At 67.8% G+C, this 22,247-nt stretch carries 24 protein-coding genes and 1 riboswitch; of the genes, 9 read left to right on the top strand and 15 right to left on the bottom strand.

What is annotated here, in order from left to right:
- From APZ15_RS07765 to APZ15_RS07750, 4 genes are all read left to right on the top strand, one after another.
- Complete coding sequence (locus tag APZ15_RS07765; protein ID WP_027788249.1) at positions 1-999, top strand: 2-hydroxyacid dehydrogenase; 999 nt, start codon at positions 1-3, stop codon at positions 997-999.
- 179 nt (positions 1,000-1,178) lie between these two features.
- Complete coding sequence (bluB, locus tag APZ15_RS07760) at positions 1,179-1,937, top strand: 5,6-dimethylbenzimidazole synthase (protein ID WP_034195812.1); 759 nt, start codon at positions 1,179-1,181, stop codon at positions 1,935-1,937.
- 240 nt (positions 1,938-2,177) lie between these two features.
- On the top strand, positions 2,178-3,347 hold the full coding sequence (locus APZ15_RS07755; RefSeq protein WP_021157147.1) for an MFS transporter: 1,170 nt from the start codon (positions 2,178-2,180) through the stop codon (positions 3,345-3,347).
- Positions 3,348-3,450: 103 nt separating this feature from the next.
- On the top strand, positions 3,451-4,611 hold the full coding sequence (locus APZ15_RS07750) for an MFS transporter (RefSeq protein WP_021157148.1): 1,161 nt from the start codon (positions 3,451-3,453) through the stop codon (positions 4,609-4,611).
- Positions 4,612-4,779: 168 nt separating this feature from the next.
- Here the strand turns inward: APZ15_RS07750 and fahA are convergent, their stop codons facing one another.
- Genes fahA through APZ15_RS07725 form a run of 5 tightly spaced genes read right to left on the bottom strand, consistent with a single transcriptional unit; the run spans position 4,780 to position 10,700 of the window.
- Positions 4,780-6,084, bottom strand: a complete 1,305-nt coding sequence (gene fahA / locus APZ15_RS07745; protein WP_027788250.1) for a fumarylacetoacetase — start codon at positions 6,082-6,084, stop codon at positions 4,780-4,782.
- Entirely contained in the window at positions 6,081-7,415 is a 1,335-nt protein-coding gene (hmgA, locus tag APZ15_RS07740) for a homogentisate 1,2-dioxygenase (RefSeq protein WP_027788251.1), read from the bottom strand. The genes fahA and hmgA overlap by 4 nt, the downstream gene beginning before the upstream one ends.
- Positions 7,416-7,430: 15 nt before the next feature.
- Positions 7,431-8,792: an MFS transporter gene (locus APZ15_RS07735; protein ID WP_027788252.1), complete on the bottom strand. Its 1,362-nt coding sequence runs from the start codon at positions 8,790-8,792 to the stop codon at positions 7,431-7,433.
- Positions 8,789-9,019, bottom strand: coding sequence for a DUF2783 domain-containing protein (locus APZ15_RS07730; RefSeq protein WP_021157152.1), 231 nt, complete (start codon positions 9,017-9,019; stop codon positions 8,789-8,791). Before APZ15_RS07730 ends, APZ15_RS07735 begins: the two co-directional genes overlap by 4 nt.
- A gap of 28 nt (positions 9,020-9,047) precedes the next feature.
- Positions 9,048-10,700, bottom strand: a complete 1,653-nt coding sequence (locus tag APZ15_RS07725; protein WP_027788253.1) for an FAD-dependent oxidoreductase — start codon at positions 10,698-10,700, stop codon at positions 9,048-9,050.
- 385 nt (positions 10,701-11,085) lie between these two features.
- Here APZ15_RS07725 and APZ15_RS07720 point away from each other — a divergent pair, with 385 nt between their 5' ends.
- Positions 11,086-11,889: an EAL domain-containing protein gene (locus APZ15_RS07720; protein ID WP_027788254.1), complete on the top strand. Its 804-nt coding sequence runs from the start codon at positions 11,086-11,088 to the stop codon at positions 11,887-11,889.
- A 145-nt stretch (positions 11,890-12,034) separates the two neighbouring features.
- On the opposite strand, the gene APZ15_RS07715 is transcribed toward APZ15_RS07720, so the two are convergent.
- Together APZ15_RS07715 and APZ15_RS07710 are read right to left on the bottom strand one after the other, a co-directional pair.
- A complete protein-coding gene (locus APZ15_RS07715) occupies positions 12,035-12,445 on the bottom strand; it encodes a GFA family protein (RefSeq protein WP_027788255.1) in 411 nt (136 codons plus the stop codon).
- A gap of 155 nt (positions 12,446-12,600) precedes the next feature.
- Complete coding sequence (locus tag APZ15_RS07710) at positions 12,601-13,392, bottom strand: IclR family transcriptional regulator (protein WP_027788256.1); 792 nt, start codon at positions 13,390-13,392, stop codon at positions 12,601-12,603.
- A 164-nt stretch (positions 13,393-13,556) separates the two neighbouring features.
- Between APZ15_RS07710 and APZ15_RS07705 the strand changes: the two genes are divergently transcribed.
- Positions 13,557-14,744: an acyl-CoA dehydrogenase gene (locus tag APZ15_RS07705; RefSeq protein WP_021157157.1), complete on the top strand. Its 1,188-nt coding sequence runs from the start codon at positions 13,557-13,559 to the stop codon at positions 14,742-14,744.
- Positions 14,745-14,893: 149 nt separating this feature from the next.
- On the opposite strand, the gene APZ15_RS07700 is transcribed toward APZ15_RS07705, so the two are convergent.
- Complete coding sequence (locus APZ15_RS07700) at positions 14,894-15,532, bottom strand: peroxiredoxin (RefSeq protein ID WP_021157158.1); 639 nt, start codon at positions 15,530-15,532, stop codon at positions 14,894-14,896.
- A 326-nt stretch (positions 15,533-15,858) separates the two neighbouring features.
- Between APZ15_RS07700 and APZ15_RS07695 the strand changes: the two genes are divergently transcribed.
- The 3 genes from APZ15_RS07695 to APZ15_RS07685 all read left to right on the top strand — a co-directional run bounded on the left by APZ15_RS07695 (position 15,859) and on the right by APZ15_RS07685 (position 17,161).
- Entirely contained in the window at positions 15,859-16,161 is a 303-nt protein-coding gene (locus APZ15_RS07695) for an ElaB/YgaM/YqjD family protein (RefSeq protein ID WP_006494044.1), read from the top strand.
- 123 nt (positions 16,162-16,284) lie between these two features.
- Positions 16,285-16,674, top strand: a complete 390-nt coding sequence (locus tag APZ15_RS07690; protein WP_021157159.1) for a phage holin family protein — start codon at positions 16,285-16,287, stop codon at positions 16,672-16,674.
- 43 nt (positions 16,675-16,717) lie between these two features.
- On the top strand, positions 16,718-17,161 hold the full coding sequence (locus APZ15_RS07685; protein ID WP_027788257.1) for a DUF3318 domain-containing protein: 444 nt from the start codon (positions 16,718-16,720) through the stop codon (positions 17,159-17,161).
- Positions 17,162-17,215: 54 nt separating this feature from the next.
- Here APZ15_RS07685 and APZ15_RS07680 read toward each other — a convergent pair whose 3' ends face one another.
- The 7 genes from APZ15_RS07680 to glyA all read right to left on the bottom strand — a co-directional run bounded on the left by APZ15_RS07680 (position 17,216) and on the right by glyA (position 22,007).
- Positions 17,216-17,662: a type IV pilin protein gene (locus APZ15_RS07680; protein WP_027788258.1), complete on the bottom strand. Its 447-nt coding sequence runs from the start codon at positions 17,660-17,662 to the stop codon at positions 17,216-17,218.
- Entirely contained in the window at positions 17,659-18,183 is a 525-nt protein-coding gene (locus APZ15_RS07675) for a hypothetical protein (RefSeq protein ID WP_172535136.1), read from the bottom strand. The genes APZ15_RS07680 and APZ15_RS07675 overlap by 4 nt, the downstream gene beginning before the upstream one ends.
- 140 nt (positions 18,184-18,323) lie before the next feature.
- Positions 18,324-19,157, bottom strand: coding sequence for a PilW family protein (locus tag APZ15_RS07670; protein ID WP_027788260.1), 834 nt, complete (start codon positions 19,155-19,157; stop codon positions 18,324-18,326).
- The gene (locus tag APZ15_RS07665; RefSeq protein ID WP_172535135.1) at positions 19,147-19,536 is read right to left on the bottom strand and encodes a hypothetical protein; all 390 of its coding nucleotides are present in this window, start codon (positions 19,534-19,536) and stop codon (positions 19,147-19,149) included. The genes APZ15_RS07670 and APZ15_RS07665 overlap by 11 nt, the downstream gene beginning before the upstream one ends.
- Before the next feature lie 20 nt (positions 19,537-19,556).
- Entirely contained in the window at positions 19,557-20,120 is a 564-nt protein-coding gene (locus APZ15_RS07660; protein WP_027788262.1) for a GspH/FimT family pseudopilin, read from the bottom strand.
- Between the two features lie 153 nt (positions 20,121-20,273).
- A complete protein-coding gene (nrdR, locus tag APZ15_RS07655; RefSeq protein ID WP_006476792.1) occupies positions 20,274-20,753 on the bottom strand; it encodes a transcriptional regulator NrdR in 480 nt (159 codons plus the stop codon).
- A gap of 6 nt (positions 20,754-20,759) precedes the next feature.
- Positions 20,760-22,007 carry a serine hydroxymethyltransferase gene (glyA, locus tag APZ15_RS07650; protein WP_027788263.1) on the bottom strand — a complete coding sequence of 416 codons (1,248 nt, stop codon included), beginning with the start codon at positions 22,005-22,007 and terminating at the stop codon, positions 20,760-20,762.
- A gap of 137 nt (positions 22,008-22,144) precedes the next feature.
- Positions 22,145-22,245: riboswitch (ZMP/ZTP riboswitch) on the bottom strand.
- Positions 22,246-22,247: the final 2 nt, after the last annotated feature.

The raw sequence follows: 22,247 nt of genomic DNA, 5'->3' as shown, positions 1-22,247 counted from the left end.
GTGCGCGTGATCCTGTTCAGCAGCCGGCAGTACGACGACGATTCGTTCGCTGCCGCCAACCGGCAGTTCGGCTATCGGCTGCACTTCCAGCCGTCGCACCTCGACGCGGAAACCGCGATCCTCGCGCACGGTTATGAGGTCGTCTGCCCGTTCGTCAACGACACCGTCGACGCGGCCGTGCTCGAACGGCTGGCCGACGGCGGCACGCGCCTGATCGCGCTGCGCTCGGCGGGCTTCAACCATGTCGACCTGGCCGCCGCCGAGCGGCTCGGCATCACGGTCGTGCGCGTGCCCGCCTATTCGCCGCACGCGGTGGCCGAGCACGCGGTCGCGCTGATCCTCGCGCTCAACCGCCGCCTGCCGCGCGCGGTCGCGCGCACCCGCGAAGGCGACTTCTCGCTGAACGGCCTGCTCGGCTTCGACTTGCACGGCAAGACCGTCGGCGTGATCGGTACCGGCATCATCGGCAGCGTGTTCGCGAAGATCATGATGGGCTTCGGGATGCATGTGCTCGCGCACTCGGTGCCGCCGTACAACGACGAACTGATCGCGTTCGGCGCGCGTTATGTCGAGCTCGACGAGCTGCTGCACCACGCCGACATCGTCAGCCTGCACTGCCCGCTGCTGCCGTCGACGCATCACCTGATCAACGAACGGACGCTCGCGCGGATGAAGCATGGCGCGATGCTGATCAACACCGGGCGCGGCGGCCTCGTCGACGCGCAGGCGCTGGTCGATGCGCTCAAGAGCGGCCAGCTCGGCCATCTCGGGCTCGACGTGTACGAAGAGGAAAGCGGGCTCTTCTTCGAGGATCACTCCGACCTGCCGCTGCAGGACGACGTGCTCGCCCGCCTGCTGACGTTCCCCAACGTGATCGTCACGTCCCACCAGGCGTTCTTCACGCGCGAAGCGCTGGCCGAGATCGCGCACACGACGCTGCTGAACATCGAGGCGTGGCATGCGGGCACGCCGCAGAACGTCGTGACAGCGAATCGCTGACAAACCGACGAAAACGGCTCATTTGACGGTTGCTGGCGCCACCGCAATCGTTTGCTTGTGGCCATCGCCGCAAACGAAGCGCGTTTCATCAACAATTTCGCGATTTGTTTCGACTGATGTAACGATTCCGGTGCGGCGTCTGCTATCGTTGCGCCGACGTTATCCCGCCCCTCCCGCTCATGCGTTTCGACGACTCCGACATCGCCGCCGTCTACCGCGCCATTTTCGAACGGCGCGACATGCGCCACTTCACGCCGGCGCCCGTCGATCCCGCCGTGCTCGCGCGCCTGCTGCGCGCGGCGCATCATGCGCCGAGCGTCGGCTTCATGCAGCCGTGGCGCTTCATCCGCATCACCGATCCCGCGCTGCGCACCGCGATCCACGCGCTGGTCGAGGCCGAGCGCCGCGCGACCGCCGACGCACTCGGCGAGCGCCAGGACGAATTCATGCGGCTGAAAGTCGAAGGCGTGCGCGAATGCGGCGAACTGCTGGTCGTCGCGCTCGCCGACGGCCGCGAGCGTCACGTGTTCGGCCGCCGCACGCTGCCGGAAATGGATCTCGCGTCCGCCGCGTGCGCGATCCAGAACATGTGGCTCGCTGCCCGCGCCGAAGGGCTCGGAATGGGCTGGGTCTCGCTGTTCGACGTCGACGCGCTGCGCGCGCTGCTGCGCATGCCCGACGGCGCGAAGCCGATCGCCGTGCTGTGCGTCGGGCACGTCGACGCGTTCTATGCGAAGCCGATGCTCGAGCAGGAGCGTTGGGCCGCGCGGATGCCGATCGAAGCGTGCCTGTTCGAAAACGGCTGGGACGATCCGGCCCCGATCGATGCCGCCGGCGCGCCTTCGTCGCGCGCGGACACGACAGCGGACCCCGACTCGGCAAGCACACCGGGCGCGTCGACCACGGGCGTCGACGGCTCTCCCGAACACATCGCCTGACGAGCACGCGGTCGCCGGCATCATGCCGGCACCGCGGCACATTCACCGCAGCCAGCCCGGTTGAATCCCACACTGTGAGCTTCACGCGCGCAGCCTCGTCGCACGCCGGCAACATCCGTTTTGGCCCCAAGCATAGGGGTTTTCACTGAAGTAGAATCGCGGCTGTCGTTCGCCTTCCCGCCCGCCCGTCCCGCGCATCCTGCGCCAGCCCGAGCGGCGGCTTTTCCCGAGCCCACCGCGATGCCCTTACCTCTTTTCGCCCTCGCCGTCGCCGCATTTGGAATCGGTACCACCGAATTCGTGATCATGGGGCTGCTGCCCAACGTCGCGCGCGATCTCGGCGTGTCGATCCCGGCCGCCGGGATGCTCGTGTCGGGGTACGCGCTCGGCGTGACGATCGGTGCGCCGATCCTCGCGATCGTCACCGCGAAGATGCCGCGCAAGCGCGCGCTGATGGGCCTGATCGGATTGTTCATCGCGGGCAACCTGTTCTGCGCGATCGCACCGGGCTACGCGGTGCTGATGGCCGCGCGCGTCGTCACCGCGTTCTGCCACGGCGCGTTCTTCGGGATCGGCTCGGTGGTCGCGAGCAACCTCGTCGCGCCGAACCGCCGCGCACAGGCGATCGCCCTGATGTTCACCGGCCTCACGCTCGCGAACGTGCTCGGCGTGCCGCTCGGCACCGCGCTCGGCCAGGCATTCGGCTGGCGCGCGACGTTCTGGGCCGTCACCGGCATCGGCATCGCCGCGGCCGCCGCGCTCGCGGTGTGCCTGCCGAGGAACCTCGCGATGCCCGACACCAGCATCACGCGCGAATTCAGCGTGCTGAAGCACCCGCAGGTGCTGATGGTGCTCGGCATCAGCGTGCTCGCGTCGGCAAGCCTGTTCAGCGTGTTCACGTACATCACGCCGATCCTCGAGGACGTGACGGGCTTCTCCCCGCGCCAGGTCACCTACGTGCTGCTGCTGTTCGGCCTCGGGCTGACGGTGGGCGGCACGCTCGGCGGCAAGCTCGCCGACTGGCGCCGGATGCCGTCGCTGATCGCGACGCTCGCGCTGATCGGCGTGGTCCTCGCGCTGTTCGCGGGCACGATGCACCTGCCGTTCGCCGCGCTCGCGACGATCTTCGTGTGGGGCATCCTCGCGTTCGCGATCGTGCCGCCGCTGCAGATCCTGATCGTCGACCGCGCAAGCGATGCGCCGAACCTCGCATCGACGCTGAACCAGGGCGCATTCAACCTCGGCAACGCAACCGGCGCGTGGCTCGGCGGGATGGCGATCGGCTCCGGCGTGTCGCTCGTGAGCCTGCCGTGGGTCGGCGTCGCGATGGCCGTCGCCGCGCTGGCGCTCACGCTGTGGTCGGCGTCGCTCGAACGCCGCCCGGTGACCGTGCCGACCGAATACGTGTAACGCCGCCCCGCGCGCATTCGTTGCGCGCGCAACGCCAGCAACACCATCCGAACCTGATGGCCTTCATGGACCTTTCAAGGTCCGCGGTGTAGCATCCCGGCCGATGAAAGCCATTCTGAATCGCGATTTCCTCGCGCTGATCCTGAGCGTCGCGGTCGTCGGCCTCGGCACCGGCGCCACGCTGCCGCTCACCGCGCTCGCGCTGACCGAGGCCGGGCACGGCACCAACGTCGTCGGCATGCTGACCGCCGCGCAGGCCCTCGGCGGCCTCGCGATCGTCCCGTTCGTCACCGCGCTCGCACGCCACATCGGCTCGCGCCGCGCGATCGTCGTGTCGGTCGTGCTGCTCGCGGCAGCCACGGCGCTGATGCAGTTCACGTCGAACCTGATCCTGTGGGGTGCGCTGCGCGTGCTGTGCGGCGCCGCGCTGATGCTGCTGTTCACGATCGGCGAGGCGTGGGTCAACCAGCTCGCCGACGATTCGACGCGCGGCCGCGTCGTCGCGATCTATGCGACCAATTTCACGCTGTTCCAGATGGCGGGCCCCGTGCTCGTGAGCCAGATCGCCGGTGCGACGAGCATCCGCTTCGCGCTGTGCGGCGCGCTGTTCCTGCTCGCGCTGCCGACGCTCGCGACGATCCGGCGCGCGCCGCTCGCCGGCGACGACGCGCATCACGAAGCCCACGGCCGCTGGCTCGACGTGCTGCCGCGCATGCCCGCGCTGATCATCGGCACCGGTTTCTTCGCCCTGTTCGATACGCTCGCGCTGTCGCTGCTGCCGCTCTACGCGATGGATCACGGCGTCGCGAGCGCCACCGCCGTGCTGCTCGCGTCGATCATGCTGTTCGGCGATACCGCGATGCAGTTTCCGATCGGCTGGCTCGCGGACAAGCTCGGCCGCGAACGCGTGCACCTCGGTGCGGGCTGGATCGTGCTGGCCGGCCTGCCGCTGCTGCCGCTCGTCATCGCGAACCCGTGGCTGTGCTGGCCGCTGCTGTTCGTGCTCGGCGCGGCGGCCGGCAGCATCTACACGCTGTCGCTCGTCGCGTGCGGCGAACGCTTCCGCGGCGCGGCGCTCGTCACCGCGAGTTCGCTCGTGTCGGCGTCGTGGAGCGCCGCGAGCTTCGGCGGCCCGCTGGTCGCCGGCGCGTTGATGGAGCAACTGGGCAGCAACGCGCTGGTCGGCGTGCTGGTCGTCTGTGTCGCCGCGTTCGTCGCGGCCGCGCTGTGGGAGCGCCGCGCCGCGTTGCAGCGCGCGGTCTGATATCGGTGCTGTCGATGTTGCAAACGCAAACGCAAACATTGACGCTCGCACTCGGCGCCCCACACGTACGCACACGCGCCGCCCCCGGCCTGCCAAACGAAAACGGCCCGCGCAATGCGGGCCGCCCTGTCCTTCCAAACGACTTGTTGCGTGTCGCGCCGCGCCCCGTCACGCGCTCCGCGCGGGCAGGATCTTGCCGGCACACGTGCCGAAGCCGACGCGATAACCGTCGCCCTGGCACCATCCGGCGAGCGTGAGCTCGTCGCCGTCCTCGATGAATGCGCGACTGCCGCCGCCGTTCAGCGCAACCGGCTCCTTGCCGTTCCACGTCAGTTCGAGCAGGCTGCCGAACGAATCCTTCGTCGGCCCGCTGATCGTGCCCGAACCCATCAGGTCGCCCACGCGCGTGTTGCAGCCGGCCACTGTGTGATGCGCGAGCTGCTGCGCCATCGTCCAGTACATGTGCCTGAAATTCGTGCGGCAGATCGACGTCGCCTCCGCCGCCCCTTCCGCGCGCAGCGTCACTTCGAGCGCGATGTCGAACGCATGCTTGCCCGCATGCCGCAGATACGCGAGCGGCTGCGGCGACTGCTCGGGCTGCGCGACGCGGAACGGTTCGAGCGCATCGAGCGTGACGATCCACGGCGAGATCGTCGTCGCGAACGTCTTCGCGTTGAACGGGCCGAGCGGCACGTATTCCCACTGCTGGATGTCGCGCGCGCTCCAGTCGTTCAGCAGCACCATCCCGAAGATATGTGCTTCCGCGTCCTCGCACGCGATCGGCTCGCCGAGCGCATTGCCGCGGCCGACGATGAAGCCCGTCTCCAGTTCGATGTCGAGCTTGCGGCACGCGCCGAACACCGGACGCTCCTGGTCGGGCAGCTTCAGTTGCCCGTTCGGGCGCCGCACCGGCGTGCCGCTCACGACCACCGACGACGCACGGCCGTTGTAGCCGATCGGCATCTCCGACCAGTTCGGCAGCAGCGCGTTCTTCGGATCGCGGAACATCGAACCGACGTTGGTCGCATGCTCCTTCGACGAATAGAAATCGGTGTAGCCGGGAATCTCGACCGGCAGATGCAGCGTCGCGTCGCGCTGCGCGACGAGCACCTGCGCGCGCAGCGCCGCATCGTCACGCAGCCGCGGGTTGTCGCGCGAGAACAGGTCCGACAGCTGCACGCGCACGCTGCGCCATGCGTCGCGGCCGAGCGCGATGAACGGATTGAGCGTCGGCGCGGCGAACACGTCGGCGCCGGCCGGCAGCGTCACGAGGCCCGCGCGTGCGAGCGCGGCGAGATCGACGATCCGGTCGCCGAGCGCGACGCCGGCGCGGCGCGCCGTCTGCTTCGCATCGCTGAAGATCCCGAACGGCAGGTTCTGGATCGGGAAATCGCAGGCGGGATCGTTCGCCGTCTCGACCCAGCTCTTGCGGGCCGGGTCGAGCGTCGCGCGCCAGTCTTGGGTATCGCTCATCTTTGCTCCGGGTTGAAGTGTTTCCTGATGCCTTGCCAGCATTCGAAGTAGTCGGCCTGCAGCTGCGCGGTGTCGAGCGCGTAGCGCGTCGGCCGGATCAGCGTGCGGGTTTCGAACATGAACGCCATCGTCGCGTCGACCTTGTGCGGCTTGCTCGTATCGCTCGCGGACGCCTTCTCGAACGTGTCCGCGTCGGGCCCGTGGCCCGACATGCAGTTGTGCAGGCTCGCGCCGCCCGGCACGAAGCCTTCGGCCTTCGCGTCGTACGCGCCGTGCACGAGCCCCATGAACTCGCTCGCGACGTTGCGGTGGAACCAGGGCGGGCGGAACGTATCCTCGGCCGCGAGCCAGCGCGGCGGGAAGATCACGAAGTCGATCGTGTCGACGCCCGGCGTGTCGCTCTGCGACTGCAGCACCAGGAAGATCGACGGATCGGGATGGTCGTAGCTGATCGAGCCGATCGTGTTGAACAGGCGCAGGTCGTATTTGTACGGCGCGTAGTTGCCGTGCCACGCAACGACGTCGAGCGGCGAATGGCCGATGTCCGCGCGCCACAACCGGCCGTTCAGCTTCGCGATCAGCTCGAACGCGCCTTCGCGGTCTTCGTAAGCGGCCTGCGGCGTCAGGAAGTTGCGCGGGTTCGCGAGACCGTTCGAGCCGATCGGGCCGAGGTCCGGCAAACGCAGCAGCGCGCCGAAGTTTTCGCAGATGTAGCCGCGCGCATTGCCGTCCGGCAGCGCGACGGAAAAACGCACGCCGCGCGGGATCACCGCGATCTCGAACGGCTCGACGTCGAGCCGGCCGAATTCCGTCGCGATGAACAGGCGCCCCTGCTGCGGCACGATCAGCAGTTCGCCGTCCGCGCTGTAGAAAAAGCGGTCCTGCATCGAGCGGTTCGCCGCGTACAGGTGGATCGCGCAACCGTTCATCGCGGCGGCCGACCCGTTGCCGGCCATCGTCACCAGCCCTTCGACGAAATCGGTCGGCTCGACCGGCATCGGCAGCGGGTCCCAGCGCAGCTGGTTCGGCGGCGTCGGCGGCACGTCGGCCGAGTCGCCGAATTCCGACACGAGCCGCTGCGGGCCCGCGTACGGCTCGAAAGGCCGATGCACGGCCGCCGGACGGATGCGGTACAGCCACGAGCGGCGGTTGTGGCCACGCGGCGCGGTAAACGCGGTACCCGACAACTGCTCCGCATACAGCCCGTACGGCGCGCGCTGCGGCGAGTTGCGGCCGTGCGGCAGCGCGCCGGGCAGTGCCTCGGTCGCGAATTCGTTCGCGAAACCGCTCAGGTAGCCGGCGTTTGCCGGTTTCGACAGGTCAAGCGTCATCGTTTCCTTTCTCCCTCAATTCGTGGCGGCGGTCGGCGCCTGCACGCCGTTGCGCCGCGTTACGCCCGCAAGCCCGAGGACGAACAGCGCCGAGCACAGCACGGGCACCGCGGCCGCGTGGAACAGCGCGCCGTTCGACCAGTTGAGCGCAATCAGTTGCCCGCCGACGAGCGGCCCGAGCACCGAGCCGATCCGGCCGATGCCGAGGCTCCAGCCGATGCCCGTCGAGCGCAGCGACGTCGGGTAATACTGGCCCGCGAGCGCGTTCACGGCCGGCTGCCCGCCGACCACGCAGAACCCGCCCGCGAACACGACCACCAGCAGCCACGGCAGCGCATGCGCGACCGAGCCGATCAGCCCGACCGACACCGCGGCGCATGCAAAGCAGGCGAACAGCACGCGCACGAAGCCGTAGCGTTCGATGAACCAGCCGAGCGACAGCGTGCCGATCACGCCGCCCGTCTGCAGCACCGTGCCGACGATCACGGCCGTACCCGGCGAATAACCGGCATCGCGCATCACCGTCGGCAGCCAGTTCGACAGGAAATACAGGTCGATCAGGTTCATGAAGCTGATCGACCACAGCAGCAGCGTGACCGGCAGGCGGCCATGGCTGAACAGCTCGGCGACCGGCGCGCCGGTCGCGGCCCGCTCGCGCACGACGAGCCGCGTGTGCGCATCGATGCCGGCCTGCGGCGCGAAACCCGCGAGCCAGTCGCGCGCCTGCGCGACGCGCCCTTTTAGCACCAGAAACTGCAGCGATTCGGGCAGCCGCGCGACCATCGCGATCGTGAGCACGAGCGGCACCGCGCCGCCGACGAAGAACACCGAGCGCCAGCCGAGCGCCGGAATCAGCGCGGCGCTGATGAAGCCGCCGAGCGCCGCGCCGAGCGTGAAGCCGCACGACACGATCATCATCCGCTTCACGCGATGCGCGGCCGGGCTGAACTCGCCGACCAGCGCCATCGCGTTCGGCATGATGCAGCCGAGGCCGAGGCCCGTGACGAAGCGCAGCGCCATCAGCACCGGGATCGAACCCGCGAACGGCGTCGCGAGCATCGTCACCGCGAAGAACAGCGTCGAGCCGATCAGCACCGGGCGCCGCCCGATCCGGTCGGCCAGCACCGACAGCCCGAGCGCGCCGAGCAGCATCCCGAACAGGCTTGCGCTGAACACCGGCCCGAGCGCCTGTTTCGGCACGCCCCATTCGGCAATCACGCTCGGGGCGACGTAGCCCATCGCCTGCGCATCGAACCCGTCGATCACGAGGCACAGCCCGCACAGCACGAGCAGCATCCAGTGAAAGCCCGGGCGATGGGTCTCGTCGATCACGTGCTCGACTTCGAGCACGCGTGCGTCGGCCGGCGCCGCGCTCATTGCGCGACCTCGGCGGCCGGATGCACGGGCGGCGTCACGCCCTGGCGCGCGAGCGCCATCGCTTCGCGCAGCACGTCGGCGTCGCCGATCTGGTTCGCGAGCAGCAGGATCAGCTTCGCGTTGACGAGCTGGCTGTCGGCGTCGGACAGGTCGCGATGCATGTCGATCAGCGCTTCGTAGAACGCGTCCGGGTCGGCCAGGCGCGGGCGGGTGTCGAGTGAGGGCATGACGGAGTCTCCGGTGTCTTTATCGTATTCAGCGTGCGCAGGTCGCGCGCGCCAGTGCGTCGGCAAGCGCCTGACGCTCGAGCGTGCGCATGCGGGCGCAGACATGCTGGTCGGGGCGCAGCAGGTAGAACGTGCCTGGCTTCGCGTCGTAGCGTTGCGCGGCGAAACCGTCGACGTCCTCCACGACGTCGACACCCGCGACCGGCTGCGCGTGCCCGGCCGGCACGACGAGCACGGGCCGCACCGGCAGCGCGAGGCCGTCGAGCGCCTGCGCGAGCGCGCCCGCATCGCCCGGCAGCCCGAACAGCACGCCGGTGAAGCCGCTGCCCAGATGCTGGAGCAGCCAGCCCGACGCGCCCTGCGCACGCACCGGCGCATCGGCTGCCGCCGCGCCCGGGCGCATCGCGCCCGCGAATGCGTCGCCATTGCGGTCCGGCGTGTTCAGCGGCGAATCGGCCAGCACCGCCGGCACCGACAGGCGGCCGCTGTTCACGAGCTTGCGCGCGAACTCGCAGTCGCGCGCGAGCTTCAGCGTCGCGTCGCGGAATACGCGCGACACCGGGCTTTTCGGCGTGATGAAGTCCGTCGAGCGCGTCGAGTTGCGGATGTTCTCGTCGGCGGCGAACTCGCGCTCGCTCGCATACGTATCGAGCAGGCTGTCGGCCGAACGGCCGTCGAGCACGAGCTTCAGCTTCCAGGCGAGGTTGTCGGCATCCTGCACACCGCTGTTCGCGCCGCGCGCGCCGAACGGCGACACGCCGTGCGCGGAGTCGCCCGCGAACAGCACGCGGCCGTGGCGGAACGTATCCATCCGCTGGCAGCGGAACGTATAGACGCTCACCCATTCGAGCTCGAACTCGACGTCCGGCCCGAGCAGCGCGCGCACGCGCGGGATCACGCGCTCCGGCTGCTTCTCGGCGACCGGATCGGCATCCCAGCCGAGCTGGAAGTCGATGCGCCACACGTTGTCGGGCTGGCGATGCAGCAGCACCGACTGATTGGGGTGGAACGGCGGGTCGAACCAGAACCAGCGCTCGGTCGGAAACTCCGCCTTCATCTTCACGTCGGCGATCAGGAAGCGGTCCTTGAACGTGCGGCCGCGGCTTTCGAGGCCCATCATCGTGCGCATCGGGCTGCGCGAGCCGTCGGCCGCGATCACGTACTGCGCGCGCAGCGTCGCGATGCCTTCCGGCGTCTCGATCGTCAGCACCGCGTGTTCGGCCGCCTGCTCGATGCCCGTCACCTTGTGCTTCCAGCGGATATCGATGTTCGGCAGCTCGAACGCGCGGTCGGCCAGATAACCTTCGACGTAGTACTGCTGCAGATTGATGAACGCGGGGCGCGCGTGCCCTTCCTCGGGCAGCAGGTCGAATGCGTACAGCTGCTCGTCCTGCAGGAACACCTTGCCGACGTGCCAGCTGACGCCCTTGTCGACGAAGCGCTCGCCGCAGCCGAGCCGGTCGAAGATCTCGAGCGTGCGCTTCGCGAAGCAGATCGCGCGCGAGCCGGTGGACAGCGTGTCGTCGTCGTCGAGCAGCACGACGGGCACGCCCTGCTGCGCGAGGTCGATCGCCGCCGCGAGACCCACCGGGCCCGCGCCGACGACGATCACCGGGTGAACGGTCGCGTCCTGCGCACGCGGACGGTATTCGAACTTCAGCGTCTGGTAATCGATGCTCATGGTCGCCGTCCGCCCCTCAACCCTGCCGGGCGGGCGCCGGCTCGCCCGTCATCCCGCCCGTCATCCCGCCCGTCGCCTGCCGGCGCGCCGCGCCGCCGTCCCGCGTGCCATTCCTGTCAACCGCCACGTCTCGCTCCTTGCTTCCTGTTGATTCGCGAACGGCGCCGTTTCGCGGCGCCCGCCTGCCGCATTTCTTGATCGGCGACAAATTCTGGATTTACGAATAGTAAAACCAATTACGAATAGTGAAATCAACGTAAACCCTAGGCGAAGGCTCGGAGACGGGATAACCATATAAGTGAAACGCCGAGCCGACCTTGGCCGGCACTGCTAATATCAAGCTACGAGGCGGCCCGTTCGGCCGCCGTTTTTCCTTCTTACGCCGATGATTCCGCCCACCATTCCCGAGCTGGTCGCCCGTGCCGGGCAACTGCCGTACCTGCGGGATCACCTCGCGCTCGCCGATGGCGGCACCGCAAGCGCGAACCTGCCCGAGCGCACGCTCGGCAGCGCCTACGAACCGATCTACGACGTGACGATGCCGGGCGCACCACAATCGACGTCGTTCGCCGACGCCATCGAGCGCTATGGCGACGAGCTCGGCTTCCAGGCCGTGACGGTCGTCACGGGCGCGCCGCACGATCCGGTCGACTCGGCCGTCGACGACCAGACGCTCGTGGCGATCGACCGCCTGTCGCGCGCGCTGCACGCGATCAATTTCTTCGGCGCCCAGCGCCACGGGCTGTTGTTCCTGCGCGTGCACGAACGCCTGCTGAAGAGCGTGAAGTACGACCACGGCAAGCATTTCTCGTCGGTGCTGCAGCGCTTCGGGTTGCCGACCGAGCGGATCGTGATCGAGCTGCCGGCGGTCGCGGTCGCGCACAAGACCTTCCTCGGCTACCTGACACGCAGCTATCAGCATCACGGCTTCAAGGTGGCGGACAAGCTGCCCGACCCGGGCCGCATCCTCGCGGTCGAATCGGACATGGCGCGCCCCGACTACATCAAGATGGATGCGGGCATCGCGTTGCGCGACGGGATGGTCAAGGCGCTCGTCGCGTATGCGCAGCGCGTGCGGATTCCGCTGATCTTCGACGGTGTCGTCGACGAAACGCAGTGCGAGCTGCTGCGCCAGCACGACGTGCGGTTCATGCAGGGGCCGGTGTTCGCGAAGGTCGTGACGGCCTGAACGGATGAGGTAGCCGGCGCACGCGGGGAGCGGCGCGCCGGATGCGCGGCGAGGGTGTGGCGCCGCTTGAAGAAGGATGAAGCGATCGGGTGGCCGGGCGTGACCCGCGGCTCGACGCCTGCCCGTCAGGGCAGACGGTTACCGCCTACGCGCTTCCGCCATCGTCGTACTTGGGCAGATCGTCGTCGATCTCGATGCCCGGGAAACGATCCCCATACCAGACGTGCCACGCCGGACGTAGCCGCGACGGCTCATCGAGCGTGGCGTAATTGATCTCGACCGTTTTCGGCGCGTCGATCAGCCGGTATTCGAGCTGCGCGCCGCAACGGCCGCAGAAGCGCCGCTCGCCCCACGCGCTCGACGCGTAGACGGTCGGTTCGCCCTGCAGGTATTCGAACGCGTCGATCGGCACCGATGCCGATGCGACGACCGCCGCACCGGTCGTGCGCTGGCAGAGCCGGCAGTGGCAGAAGCCAGCGTCGGTCGGGACTTGGGCGATACGGTAGCGGATTGCGCCGCACGCGCATCCGCCTTCCATGGATTCCGGGTGAGACATCGCAGACCTCGTCGTCGGGAAGCTGGCGATCGATGATGAGCGCGGTTCGGGCGCGGCACAAGAGACGGCGGCAGCCGCCACCCGCCGTCACCATCCCCCTCACCTTCACCGGCGACGACGCGGTTGCGGTGCGAGGGCAACGCGCGCTGCATTTCTCAGGCCGTCTGCCCGAGCCGTTGCGCGAGCGCCTTCAGCTTCGGCCCGACCTGCGTGCGAAACACCTCCTCGTCCATCGACGATGCGGGGCCGCTGCAGCTCAGGATCAGCCAGCGCCCCTCGCGCGGCTCGCGAAACGGCACGGCCGCCGCGTTGACGTCCATGTGCCACGCCCGGAACGAATAACAGCAACCGCCCGCCGAGAACTCGGCCACCGCGTGCTGCGCGGCGGCGACGAGCGCATCGGCGTCGGCCGCGCCGCCGGCCGCGCGGTGCAGCTCCGCATAGAGCGCGCGGCGCACGTCCTCCGGCTGCACGGCCAGGTACGCGCGCCCCATCGAGCTCGTCAGCATCGACAGCCGCGAACCGGGTGCGAGCCCGAGCGTCAGCGCGGTCTCGCTGCGGATCGTCTCCAGATAGATCATGTCGAGCCCGTCGCGGCAGCCGAGCGACACGGCCGCGCCGATGTCGCGCGCGAGCGCCTGCATGTGCGGCCGCGCGAGGTCGAGCGTCCCCGAGCCGGACAGCAGCGCGTAGCCGAGCGACAGCACGCCGGCGTCGAGCGCATACTTTCCGAGCGTCTCGTCGTAGCGCAGGTAGCCGAGCACGGTCAACGTATAGGCGAGCCGGTTCACGGTCGCCTTCGGCAGCCCGGTGCGCTCCGCGAAGTCGCGGTTGCCGAGCATCGTCTCGCCGGGCCGGAATGCGCGCAGCAGGTCGAGCCCGCGCGCGAGCGCGACGACGAACTTGCGCTCGTCAATCGTGGTTTCGTCGATGGTTGAAAGTGTCATCTGGTGCTACACTGAGTTCGATTTGCAAAACATTGTTCCGCACAGCGGAACTCCAGTCAAGCGAACTTTTCGCATGGGGCCCGGCTGGAAGACCGGACCGACCGCTAAGCATGGGGCCAGAGTAAGCGCTGAAGCGCCAACTCTGCCCGACAGGAGATGAGACGATGAGTGCTGCAACTTTTCATTGGGACGATCCGCTGCTGCTCGACCAGCAACTGACCGAAGAAGAGCGGATGGTGCGCGACGCGGCGCAGGCGTATGCGCAGGACAAGCTCGCCCCGCGCGTCACCGAGGCGTTCCGCCACGAGCGCACCGACGCCGAAATCTTCCGCGAGATGGGCGAAGTCGGCCTGCTCGGCCCGACGATTCCCGAGGAATACGGCGGCCCCGGCCTCAATTACGTGAGCTACGGACTGATCGCGCGCGAAGTCGAACGCGTCGATTCGGGCTACCGGTCGATGATGTCCGTCCAGTCGTCGCTCGTGATGGTGCCGATTTACGAATTCGGCTCCGACGCGCAGAAGCAGAAATACCTGCCGAAACTCGCGACCGGTGAATGGATCGGCTGCTTCGGGCTGACCGAGCCGAACCATGGCTCCGACCCGGGCAGCATGGTCACCCGCGCGAAGAAGGTGCCCGGCGGCTACTCGCTGTCCGGCGCGAAGATGTGGATCACGAACTCGCCGATCGCCGACGTGTTCGTCGTGTGGGCGAAGCTCGAGGAGAACGGCAAGGACGCGATCCGCGGCTTCATCCTCGAGAAGGGCTGGAAGGGCCTGTCGGCGCCCGCGATCCACGGCAAGGTCGGGCTGCGCGCATCGATCACCGGCGAAATCGTCCTCGACGAGGTGTTCGTACCGGAAGAGAACCTGATGCCGAACGTGAGCGGCCTGCGCGGCCCGTTCACGTGCCTGAACTCGGCCCGCTACGGGATCGCGTGGGGCGCGCTGGGCGCCGCCGAATCGTGCTGGCACACCGCGCGCCAGTACGTGCTCGACCGCCAGCAGTTCGGCCGCCCGCTCGCCGCGAACCAGCTGATCCAGAAGAAGCTCGCGGACATGCAGACCGAAATCACGCTCGGCCTGCAAGGCGTGCTGCGCCTCGGCCGGATGAAGGACGAAGGCACGGCGGCCGTCGAAATCACGTCGATCATGAAGCGCAACTCGTGCGGCAAGGCGCTCGACATCGCCCGGCTCGCGCGCGACATGCTCGGCGGCAACGGCATCTCCGACGAATTCGGCGTCGCGCGCCACCTCGTGAACCTCGAAGTGGTCAACACGTACGAAGGCACGCACGACATCCACGCGCTGATCCTCGGCCGTGCGCAGACGGGCATCCAGGCGTTCTTCTGACCGGCCGGATGCGGCGCGCCCGGCAGCCATGCCGCGCCGCGCACGCATAAACGACACGGCCCGCCCGGCATCACTGCCGGGCGGGCCGTTTTTCATCGGAAACGCACTCCGGGCCGGCGGCCCGGTACGCGTTCACGTGCCGCAGATGCTTACTTGTTCGGCTGCGGCGTGAGGCGCAGATACGGACGCACTGCTTTGAAGCCCTTCGGGAAGCGCTTCTTCAGCTCTTCCGGATCCTGCAGCGACGGCACGATCACGACATCATCGCCATCCTTCCAGTTGCCGGGCGTCGCGACCTTGTAGTTGTCGGTCAGTTGCAGCGAATCGATCACGCGCAGCACTTCGTCGAAGTTGCGCCCCGTGCTGGCCGGATACGTGATGATGAGCCGCACCTTCTTGTTCGGGTCGATCACGAACAGCGAACGCACCGTCAGCGTTTCGTTCGCGTTCGGGTGGATCATGTCGTACAGCTGCGAAACCTTGCGGTCCGCATCGGCGATGATCGGGAAGCCGACGACCGTCGACTGCGTTTCGTTGATGTCGTTGATCCAGCCCTTGTGCGATTCGACGCCGTCGACCGACAGCGCGATCACCTTCACGTTGCGCTTCTCGAATTCGCCCTTCAGCTTCGAGGTCAGCCCGAGTTCGGTCGTGCATACCGGCGTGTAGTCGGCCGGATGGGAGAACAGGACACCCCAGCCGTCACCCAGCCACTCGTGAAACTTGATCGGGCCCAGGCTCGATTCCTGCTCGAAATCCGGTGCGATGTCGCCAAGACGCAGACTCATGATGTTCCCTCCTCGAACGATGCTGGTTGAAACCGCGCCCGGGTCGGCGCGGGAAAGTGTGTCAGCTTACGGGAAGCAATGGGGCATGCGAACGATTATTCCGTTTGATATTCATACTTTTTTGTCATTTTTGCCCGGTGTCGGTGCAGCGCGGGCAGCCCTGCGGGAAACTTTTCACCCCGTTTGCCGCTCTGTTGATCATTACAAGTCGTTTACCATGCGGTCTTGCGCTGCCGTCGTGTGTCTTCCCGGCTCGCCAGCAGGCAGGCGTTTCGCTACGATGTGAACCTGCAGCATGACAGCATGACAGCATGAAGGGAGTTGCAATGTCGGAAATCAACAAGGAGAAACTGATGTCGGATATCAAAACCGTTCTCTCGGACGCCGAAGACCTGCTCAAGCAAGCTGCGAGCAGCACGGGCGACCGTGCGGCCGAGCTGCGCGAGAAAGCCATGTCGCGCCTGAAGCAGGCCAAGGAAAAGGCAGCCGACGTCCAGGTCGTCGTGGTCGAGAAAGGCAAGAAGGCCGCACGCGCGACCGACGATTACGTGCACGAGCATCCGTGGACGTCGATCGGCGTCGCCGCCGGCGTCGGCGTGCTGATCGGCCTGCTGATCAACCGCAAGTAACGCGCCCTGCGTCGTTCCGTCCCGCGGGCCGCTTCACGCGGCCTGCGGGCGTCGAAGCCAGCCGGCGGTTTCCGCCGGCCGGCTTTGTCCTAGCTGCACACTGCACGCGCACGCACCTCACCCATGACGACAGACACCACCTCGCAGCCGTCCGGCCAAGGACCGCTGCGCCGCCTCGTCGGCTCCGCGATCGGGCTTTTGCAAACGCGCCTCGAACTGGTGGGCATCGAGCTTGCCGAGGAGAAGGAGCGCCTGATGGGCGTGCTGTTCCTCGGGCTCGCCGCGATGATGCTCGCGACGATGGCACTCATCAGCCTGACCGTACTCGTCGCGATCGCGTTCTGGGATACCTACCGCTGGCAGTCGCTCGCGGCGATCACCGCGCTCTATGCCGCAGGCGGGATCGCGTGCGCACTGAAAGCCCGTTCGGGCCTGCGCGACGCGCCGACCGTATTCGAGGCGACGCTCGCCGAACTCGAGAAAGACCGCGAACTGTTCCGCGGCAAGCCGTGAACGCAGTCGCGCTCACCCCTCCCACCTACTTCGCCGACGCGCCATGAGCCAGAACGTCACGGGCAATTCCCCCCGCTCCCATTCGTCGCGATCGAACTGGAGCGCGTCGCAGCATCGCGCGCTCCGCAAGGAACTGCTGATCCTGCGATCCGAAGTCGAGCGGCTCGAACTCGCGGAAGCCGCCGGCGAAATGCGCCAGGCCGTCACGCGCTTCAGCTGGCTCAAGGTGTTCATCCCCGGCCTGTCCAGCAACAAGTTCAGCCAGTCCGCCAAGAACCTGAACGCAAGCCTCGGCCAGCTCGTCAACCAGTATCCGATGCTGAGTTCGCTCGCATCGCTCGTGCTCGCCAAACCCGTTCGCTCGCTGCTGCGCGCGAGCGCGGGGCCCGCGCTGAAGTGGGGCACCCTCGGTTTCGCTGCATGGGAGGTCTACCGGATCTGGAAGGCGTCCCGCGACGAGCGCGGGCTCGATGCGCACGACGACTGATCGTCGCCATCCTGCGCGCCCGGCCATCCGCCGTGGCGCGCCTTTCATTCGAACTCAACGCACACCCCAGCACGCGGCGACCTGTTCGTCGACGGCATCACTTCGGACATTGCCCTTCGTGCCGTCCGAGCGCAGCGTGAATGCGCCGCATGCATCGCCGTGCATCGGGCCGGTGTCGAGCGGGATGGCTTCCAGCTCATAGCTCACGGGCGAATCGTCGCCGTCCGGCCGCCGGAGCGCCAGACGATAGACCGCGCGCCCGTCCGGCGGCGCTTGCGCGAGCGCCGTGGGCAATGCCGAAGGCGGCACCCCCTCCAGTGTTTCGAGATATTGGGCCGCCCGGTACAGCGCGGCGACTGCCGATGCGCGATGAGCGCGCGCCACATGCTCGCGATACGACGGGATGCCCCATCCGGCCAGCACCGCGACGATCGCGAGCACGATCATCAGCTCGATCAGCGTGAATCCCGCCGAGCGTCGCACGGATAGGCGACCGCTCATCGAAGCACCGTCGCGACGTGACGCCAGCGCAAGGCGACGATGTATCCGTCGCGGATCGCGACCTGATGCTGCAGCCAGACGGCGCTCGATGCATGCGCACCGACACCGCGCGCGGTGACCACGTACGCACGGGCATCGGCCGGCCCGGCCCCACGCCACGCTTCGATCAGGCATCGTGGCGGTTGCACGACCGCCGGCCATCCTGCGAACGGCGCGAACGCTTCGGCCGCCGCCAGCGCCGGCGTGCGCCGCCACGCGTCGGGCTCCGCGTGCGACTCGCCTTCGCTTACGTAGGGCGCCGAGCCCCGGCGCAATCGCGCGGTGCACGCGGCAAGCGCGGCATCGGCCGCGTGAAATGCGACCAGCCGATCGGACAACGCGCGCGTGCGGCGCGATTCCGTCAGTGCAGCTTCGAACCACGTGCCGGTCAGCGCCGCAACCGCCGCGCCGACCGCGATCACCGCAGGCAATGCAAGGCCCGCTTCGCGACGCCGATCGCAGATGGTTGACCGCAAGCGCATGTGCAACGCTCGCCGTCTCGACGCCAGGGCCTCCGCACCCGAAGCCCGCCGCAGGTCTTCGCCACTTGTCGCGACACGCTCGTGCGGGTTGCCTGCCGCGACGCATGCCGACCGCTGCGGCACGTGCCGCCCCGCTCCGTTCATCGCAGCACCTCGCGGTCATCCGTTGCATCGCGCGGTGGATCGTCGAACGCGCCCGCGACATTCCTCAATGCGACGATGCGATCGAGCGTCATGCGCGCGCGGCCGTCTTGTGCAACGACGGTGCGGCCATCGCAGTCGACGTGCCGCGCCGGCTCGCCCGACGGGTCACCGCGCGCCCGCACGCAGACATGCACGGCCACGACCTCGTGCCAGTCGTCGACGCGCATGGCATCGGCATCGACGAACTGCGTGCCGTCGCGACGAAGATAGCGCACCCGCAACTGATCGATTCCCGACACGACCGGCTGTGGCGTGCCCGGACGGCCGTTTCCTTCGCAATACAGTTCGGGCTCGCCCGTCGACGGACTAACGTGCACATCGAAGCGGTTCTCCACCGGCGCACGTTCGCCGGCCCCGCCAATACCCTGCCCGAGGCAATCCGGCACCTGGCCGCTAACGGTGGGCCACGTCGACACGGCGTCGCCGACATACCGGATCAGCAGCGCGTCCGATGCAGCGCGCACGGGCTCGCACCGTACTTCCGCGCCACTTCCCCTCACACGCGCCATCGAACAGCCGAACACCGGCGGCAACGACGACACGCCCCCTGCATCGAGCGGCCGGAATCCTGCCATCTGGATCTGCTGGCCGATCAGCATCAGTGCGGTGCCGGCCGCATCGCGCATCCGGAACCCGTCGTCCGCACGCCGCTGGGCGATGCGCTGCGCGTGGAGCAGCGCAACGGCCGCCGCGAGCACGAGCAGACCGACGGTCATCGCAATCAATACTTCAAGCAGCGTATGCGCACACATGCGGCGATCAGCGTTCATCGGCGTCAGTCTCCCGATACGGAATCCGGACGCAAGAAGGCGGCTGCGCCGGCCTGCCCGTCGCATCGCATCGCGGCCCGGTAGCCGAATGACCGCCGCGCCAGCCGACAACCGCGTAGCTGGCGCCATCCGGCCCATCGCCACGCATCATCTCGCCGCCCGGCAGCGACGCCGCGGCCCGCGCCGCGAGGCCATCGTCAGCCTGCGCGGCTACGTGCAAGCGCTCGATACGCGCATCAGCCAGCCACAGCGCGCGCTCACGCCAGATCGTCGCGCGCTGCGCACGCGCCATCGCAAGCTGGCTGCCCGCCACGGCCAGCATTACGGCCGCGAGGAGCGCGACGGCCAGCATCGCTTCGAGCAACGACGTGCCGCGCATTGCGTTGCGCATCATGACACTCACGCCGCGTCGCAGCGGCCGGCGACAACCCGCGCCCGGCCGCCTGCCGCAATCCGCACGCAACGCGACGCACGTGTGGCGTCAGCCTCCGATACGTCGCGTCGTGGACTCAATTCGAACCGCCGGATACCACCGATTGCCTGACCGACCGGCGGCGCAAACGCGAGATCGTGCGCCGCACCCGCGACGGCCACTTCGGCATCGCGCGGATAGCGCCTCAGCACGCGTGACTGCCCGTCGACCTGCCCGCTGACGATCCAGTCGCACGACCATTCGGCCGGATCGCACCGTTCACCCGCACGCAAACAGGCGCCGCCGCTCCCGGCCCTGCACAGCGTGACACGCACGCCGAGGCGCATCGCCTCGGTACGTGCAAACGACAGCGCGCCGAGCAGCGCGCGCGAGCGTGCATCCACACGTTCACGCATGCGCCACTGATCGAACGCGGGCGCCGCATGGAGCGCGAGCCCGGCCGCCAGCGAGAGCGCGACCATCAGCTCGACGAGCGTGAACCCGCCCGAGCGGCGCAACACATTTTTCAGGGGTAAAGCGTGCAGTCCCATCGCAGCCGTCCTTCGCCAAGGTGATGCGACGACTGTAGCGACGCGTGCGGACGCGCGCCATTTGCCGAACGGCCGACTGGCGGCATGCGATCGCGACCGACACAATCGGCGCAAACTGATCCAACGGAGAAGACGATGAACGGACGCAGCGCGTCAGCGCTTACGCGGAGTCTTGGCGGGAGAGGCGCGACGGAACTCTTCGATCACGTCGGCAAATTCGGAAACGTCCTCGAACCGGCGATACACCGATGCGAAGCGGACATAAGCGATCGTATCGAGGCCGCGCAACTCGTTCATCACGAGTTCGCCGAGCTTCTCGCTACGCACTTCGCGCTCGCCTGTCGCGAGCAGTTGATACTCGATGCGGGCGACCGCCGCGTCGATCGCGTCGGCAGCAACCGGCCGCTTGCGCAGCGCGAGTTGCATGCTGGCGACGATCTTGCGACGGTCGAATTCCGTGCGGCTGCCGTCCTTCTTCACGACGAACGGCAGGGACAGCTCGACCCGCTCGTACGTCGTGAAGCGCTTGTCGCAAGCCGAGCAGCGACGGCGCCGCCGGATCGCGGCGCCATCTTCGGACACGCGCGAGTCCACGACCTGCGTGTCGTCATGCCGGCAGAACGGGCAGCGCATCGTCGATCAGCGATAGACCGGGAAACGCTTGGTCAGCTCGGCGACCTGCGCGCGCACGCGCTCGATCGTCGCTGCATCTTCCGGGTTTTCCAGCACGTCAGCGATCAGGTTGCCCACCTGTTCCGCTTCCGCCGGACCGAACCCGCGCGTCGTCATCGCCGGCGAGCCCAGGCGCACGCCGCTCGTCACGAACGGCTTTTCCGGATCGTTCGGGATCGCGTTCTTGTTGACCGTGATGTGCGCGGCGCCGAGCGCGGCTTCCGCTGCCTTGCCCGTGATGTTCTTCGCGCGCAGGTCGACCAGCATCACGTGGCTTTCGGTGCGGCCCGACACGATGCGAAGGCCGCGCTTCACCAGCGTTTCAGCCAGCACGCGTGCGTTCTCGACCACCTTCTCCTGGTACGCCTTGAATTCCGGCGACAGGGCTTCCTTGAACGCCACCGCCTTGCCCGCGATCACGTGCATCAGCGGGCCGCCCTGGATCCCCGGGAAGATCGCCGAATTGATCGGCTTCTCGTACTCCGCCTTCATCAGGATCACGCCGCCGCGCGGGCCGCGCAGGCTCTTGTGCGTCGTCGTCGTCACGAAGTCCGCGTGCGGCACCGGGTTCGGGTACACGCCCGCCGCGATCAGGCCGGCGTAGTGCGCCATGTCGACCATCAGGTACGCACCGACCGACTTCGCGATCTTCGCCAGACGCTCGAAATCGATCTTCAGCGAGAATGCCGACGCGCCCGCGACGATCAGCTTCGGCTTGTGTTCCTGCGCAAGCTTCTCTGCCGCTTCGTAATCGATATCTTCGTTCTCGTTCAGGCCGTAGCTCACCACGTTGAACCACTTGCCCGACATGTTCACCGGCGAGCCGTGCGTCAGGTGGCCGCCGTGCGCGAGGCTCATGCCCATGATCGTGTCGCCCGGCTTGAGCATCGCGAAGAACACGCCCTGGTTCGCCTGCGAACCCGAGTTAGGCTGCACGTTCGCCGCTTCCGCGCCGAACAGCTGCTTCACGCGATCGATCGCCAGCTGCTCGACCACGTCCACGTATTCGCAGCCGCCGTAGTAACGCTTGCCCGGATAGCCTTCCGCGTACTTGTTCGTGAGCTGCGAACCCTGCGCGGCCATCACCGCCGGGCTCGTGTAGTTTTCCGACGCGATCAGCTCGATGTGATCTTCCTGGCGGCGGTTTTCCTGCTCGATCGCAGCAAAGATTTCGGGATCGACGTTCGCGATGGTGCTTTGGGCTCTGTCAAACATACGGTTTCCGTTAAGTGTGTACAGGTTGACCGAAGTGGCCGAGTACGGTGCGCTGCTGGCGGGACCAGCTCGACGTGGCGGAGGAATCCGTATGACGCGAGGCAGGACAGCCACCGGCGATGCACGCGACGGCGCACAACGGCTGCCCAGGCGAACGGCAAAAACGGCGCCCCGCGCTTCACGGTGGGATGCTCCACCTTGAACCCGAAGGGTTCTATCGCCAGTCACGCAGGGGTGATG

The organism is Burkholderia cepacia ATCC 25416 (assembly GCF_001411495.1).
Lineage (GTDB): Bacteria > Pseudomonadota > Gammaproteobacteria > Burkholderiales > Burkholderiaceae > Burkholderia > Burkholderia cepacia.
This window is presented reverse-complemented; position numbering and strand designations above follow the sequence as displayed.

Bases quoted from the DNA above. Each gene is read 5' to 3' on its own strand.
- bluB (WP_034195812.1), top strand. From the start codon at position 1,179: ATGCGTTTCGACGACTCCGACATCGCCGCCGTCTACCGCGCCATTTTC.
- APZ15_RS07755 (WP_021157147.1), top strand. From the start codon at position 2,178: ATGCCCTTACCTCTTTTCGCCCTCGCCGTCGCCGCATTTGGAATCGGT.
- APZ15_RS07750 (WP_021157148.1), top strand. From the start codon at position 3,451: ATGAAAGCCATTCTGAATCGCGATTTCCTCGCGCTGATCCTGAGCGTC.
- fahA (WP_027788250.1), bottom strand. From the start codon at position 6,084: ATGAGCGATACCCAAGACTGGCGCGCGACGCTCGACCCGGCCCGCAAG.
- hmgA (WP_027788251.1), bottom strand. From the start codon at position 7,415: ATGACGCTTGACCTGTCGAAACCGGCAAACGCCGGCTACCTGAGCGGT.
- APZ15_RS07735 (WP_027788252.1), bottom strand. From the start codon at position 8,792: ATGAGCGCGGCGCCGGCCGACGCACGCGTGCTCGAAGTCGAGCACGTG.
- APZ15_RS07730 (WP_021157152.1), bottom strand. From the start codon at position 9,019: ATGCCCTCACTCGACACCCGCCCGCGCCTGGCCGACCCGGACGCGTTC.
- APZ15_RS07725 (WP_027788253.1), bottom strand. From the start codon at position 10,700: ATGAGCATCGATTACCAGACGCTGAAGTTCGAATACCGTCCGCGTGCG.
- APZ15_RS07720 (WP_027788254.1), top strand. From the start codon at position 11,086: ATGATTCCGCCCACCATTCCCGAGCTGGTCGCCCGTGCCGGGCAACTG.
- APZ15_RS07715 (WP_027788255.1), bottom strand. From the start codon at position 12,445: ATGTCTCACCCGGAATCCATGGAAGGCGGATGCGCGTGCGGCGCAATC.
- APZ15_RS07710 (WP_027788256.1), bottom strand. From the start codon at position 13,392: ATGACACTTTCAACCATCGACGAAACCACGATTGACGAGCGCAAGTTC.
- APZ15_RS07705 (WP_021157157.1), top strand. From the start codon at position 13,557: ATGAGTGCTGCAACTTTTCATTGGGACGATCCGCTGCTGCTCGACCAG.
- APZ15_RS07700 (WP_021157158.1), bottom strand. From the start codon at position 15,532: ATGAGTCTGCGTCTTGGCGACATCGCACCGGATTTCGAGCAGGAATCG.
- APZ15_RS07695 (WP_006494044.1), top strand. From the start codon at position 15,859: ATGTCGGAAATCAACAAGGAGAAACTGATGTCGGATATCAAAACCGTT.
- APZ15_RS07690 (WP_021157159.1), top strand. From the start codon at position 16,285: ATGACGACAGACACCACCTCGCAGCCGTCCGGCCAAGGACCGCTGCGC.
- APZ15_RS07685 (WP_027788257.1), top strand. From the start codon at position 16,718: ATGAGCCAGAACGTCACGGGCAATTCCCCCCGCTCCCATTCGTCGCGA.
- APZ15_RS07680 (WP_027788258.1), bottom strand. From the start codon at position 17,662: ATGAGCGGTCGCCTATCCGTGCGACGCTCGGCGGGATTCACGCTGATC.
- APZ15_RS07675 (WP_172535136.1), bottom strand. From the start codon at position 18,183: ATGCGCTTGCGGTCAACCATCTGCGATCGGCGTCGCGAAGCGGGCCTT.
- APZ15_RS07670 (WP_027788260.1), bottom strand. From the start codon at position 19,157: ATGAACGCTGATCGCCGCATGTGTGCGCATACGCTGCTTGAAGTATTG.
- APZ15_RS07665 (WP_172535135.1), bottom strand. From the start codon at position 19,536: ATGCGCGGCACGTCGTTGCTCGAAGCGATGCTGGCCGTCGCGCTCCTC.
- APZ15_RS07660 (WP_027788262.1), bottom strand. From the start codon at position 20,120: ATGGGACTGCACGCTTTACCCCTGAAAAATGTGTTGCGCCGCTCGGGC.
- nrdR (WP_006476792.1), bottom strand. From the start codon at position 20,753: ATGCGCTGCCCGTTCTGCCGGCATGACGACACGCAGGTCGTGGACTCG.
- glyA (WP_027788263.1), bottom strand. From the start codon at position 22,007: ATGTTTGACAGAGCCCAAAGCACCATCGCGAACGTCGATCCCGAAATC.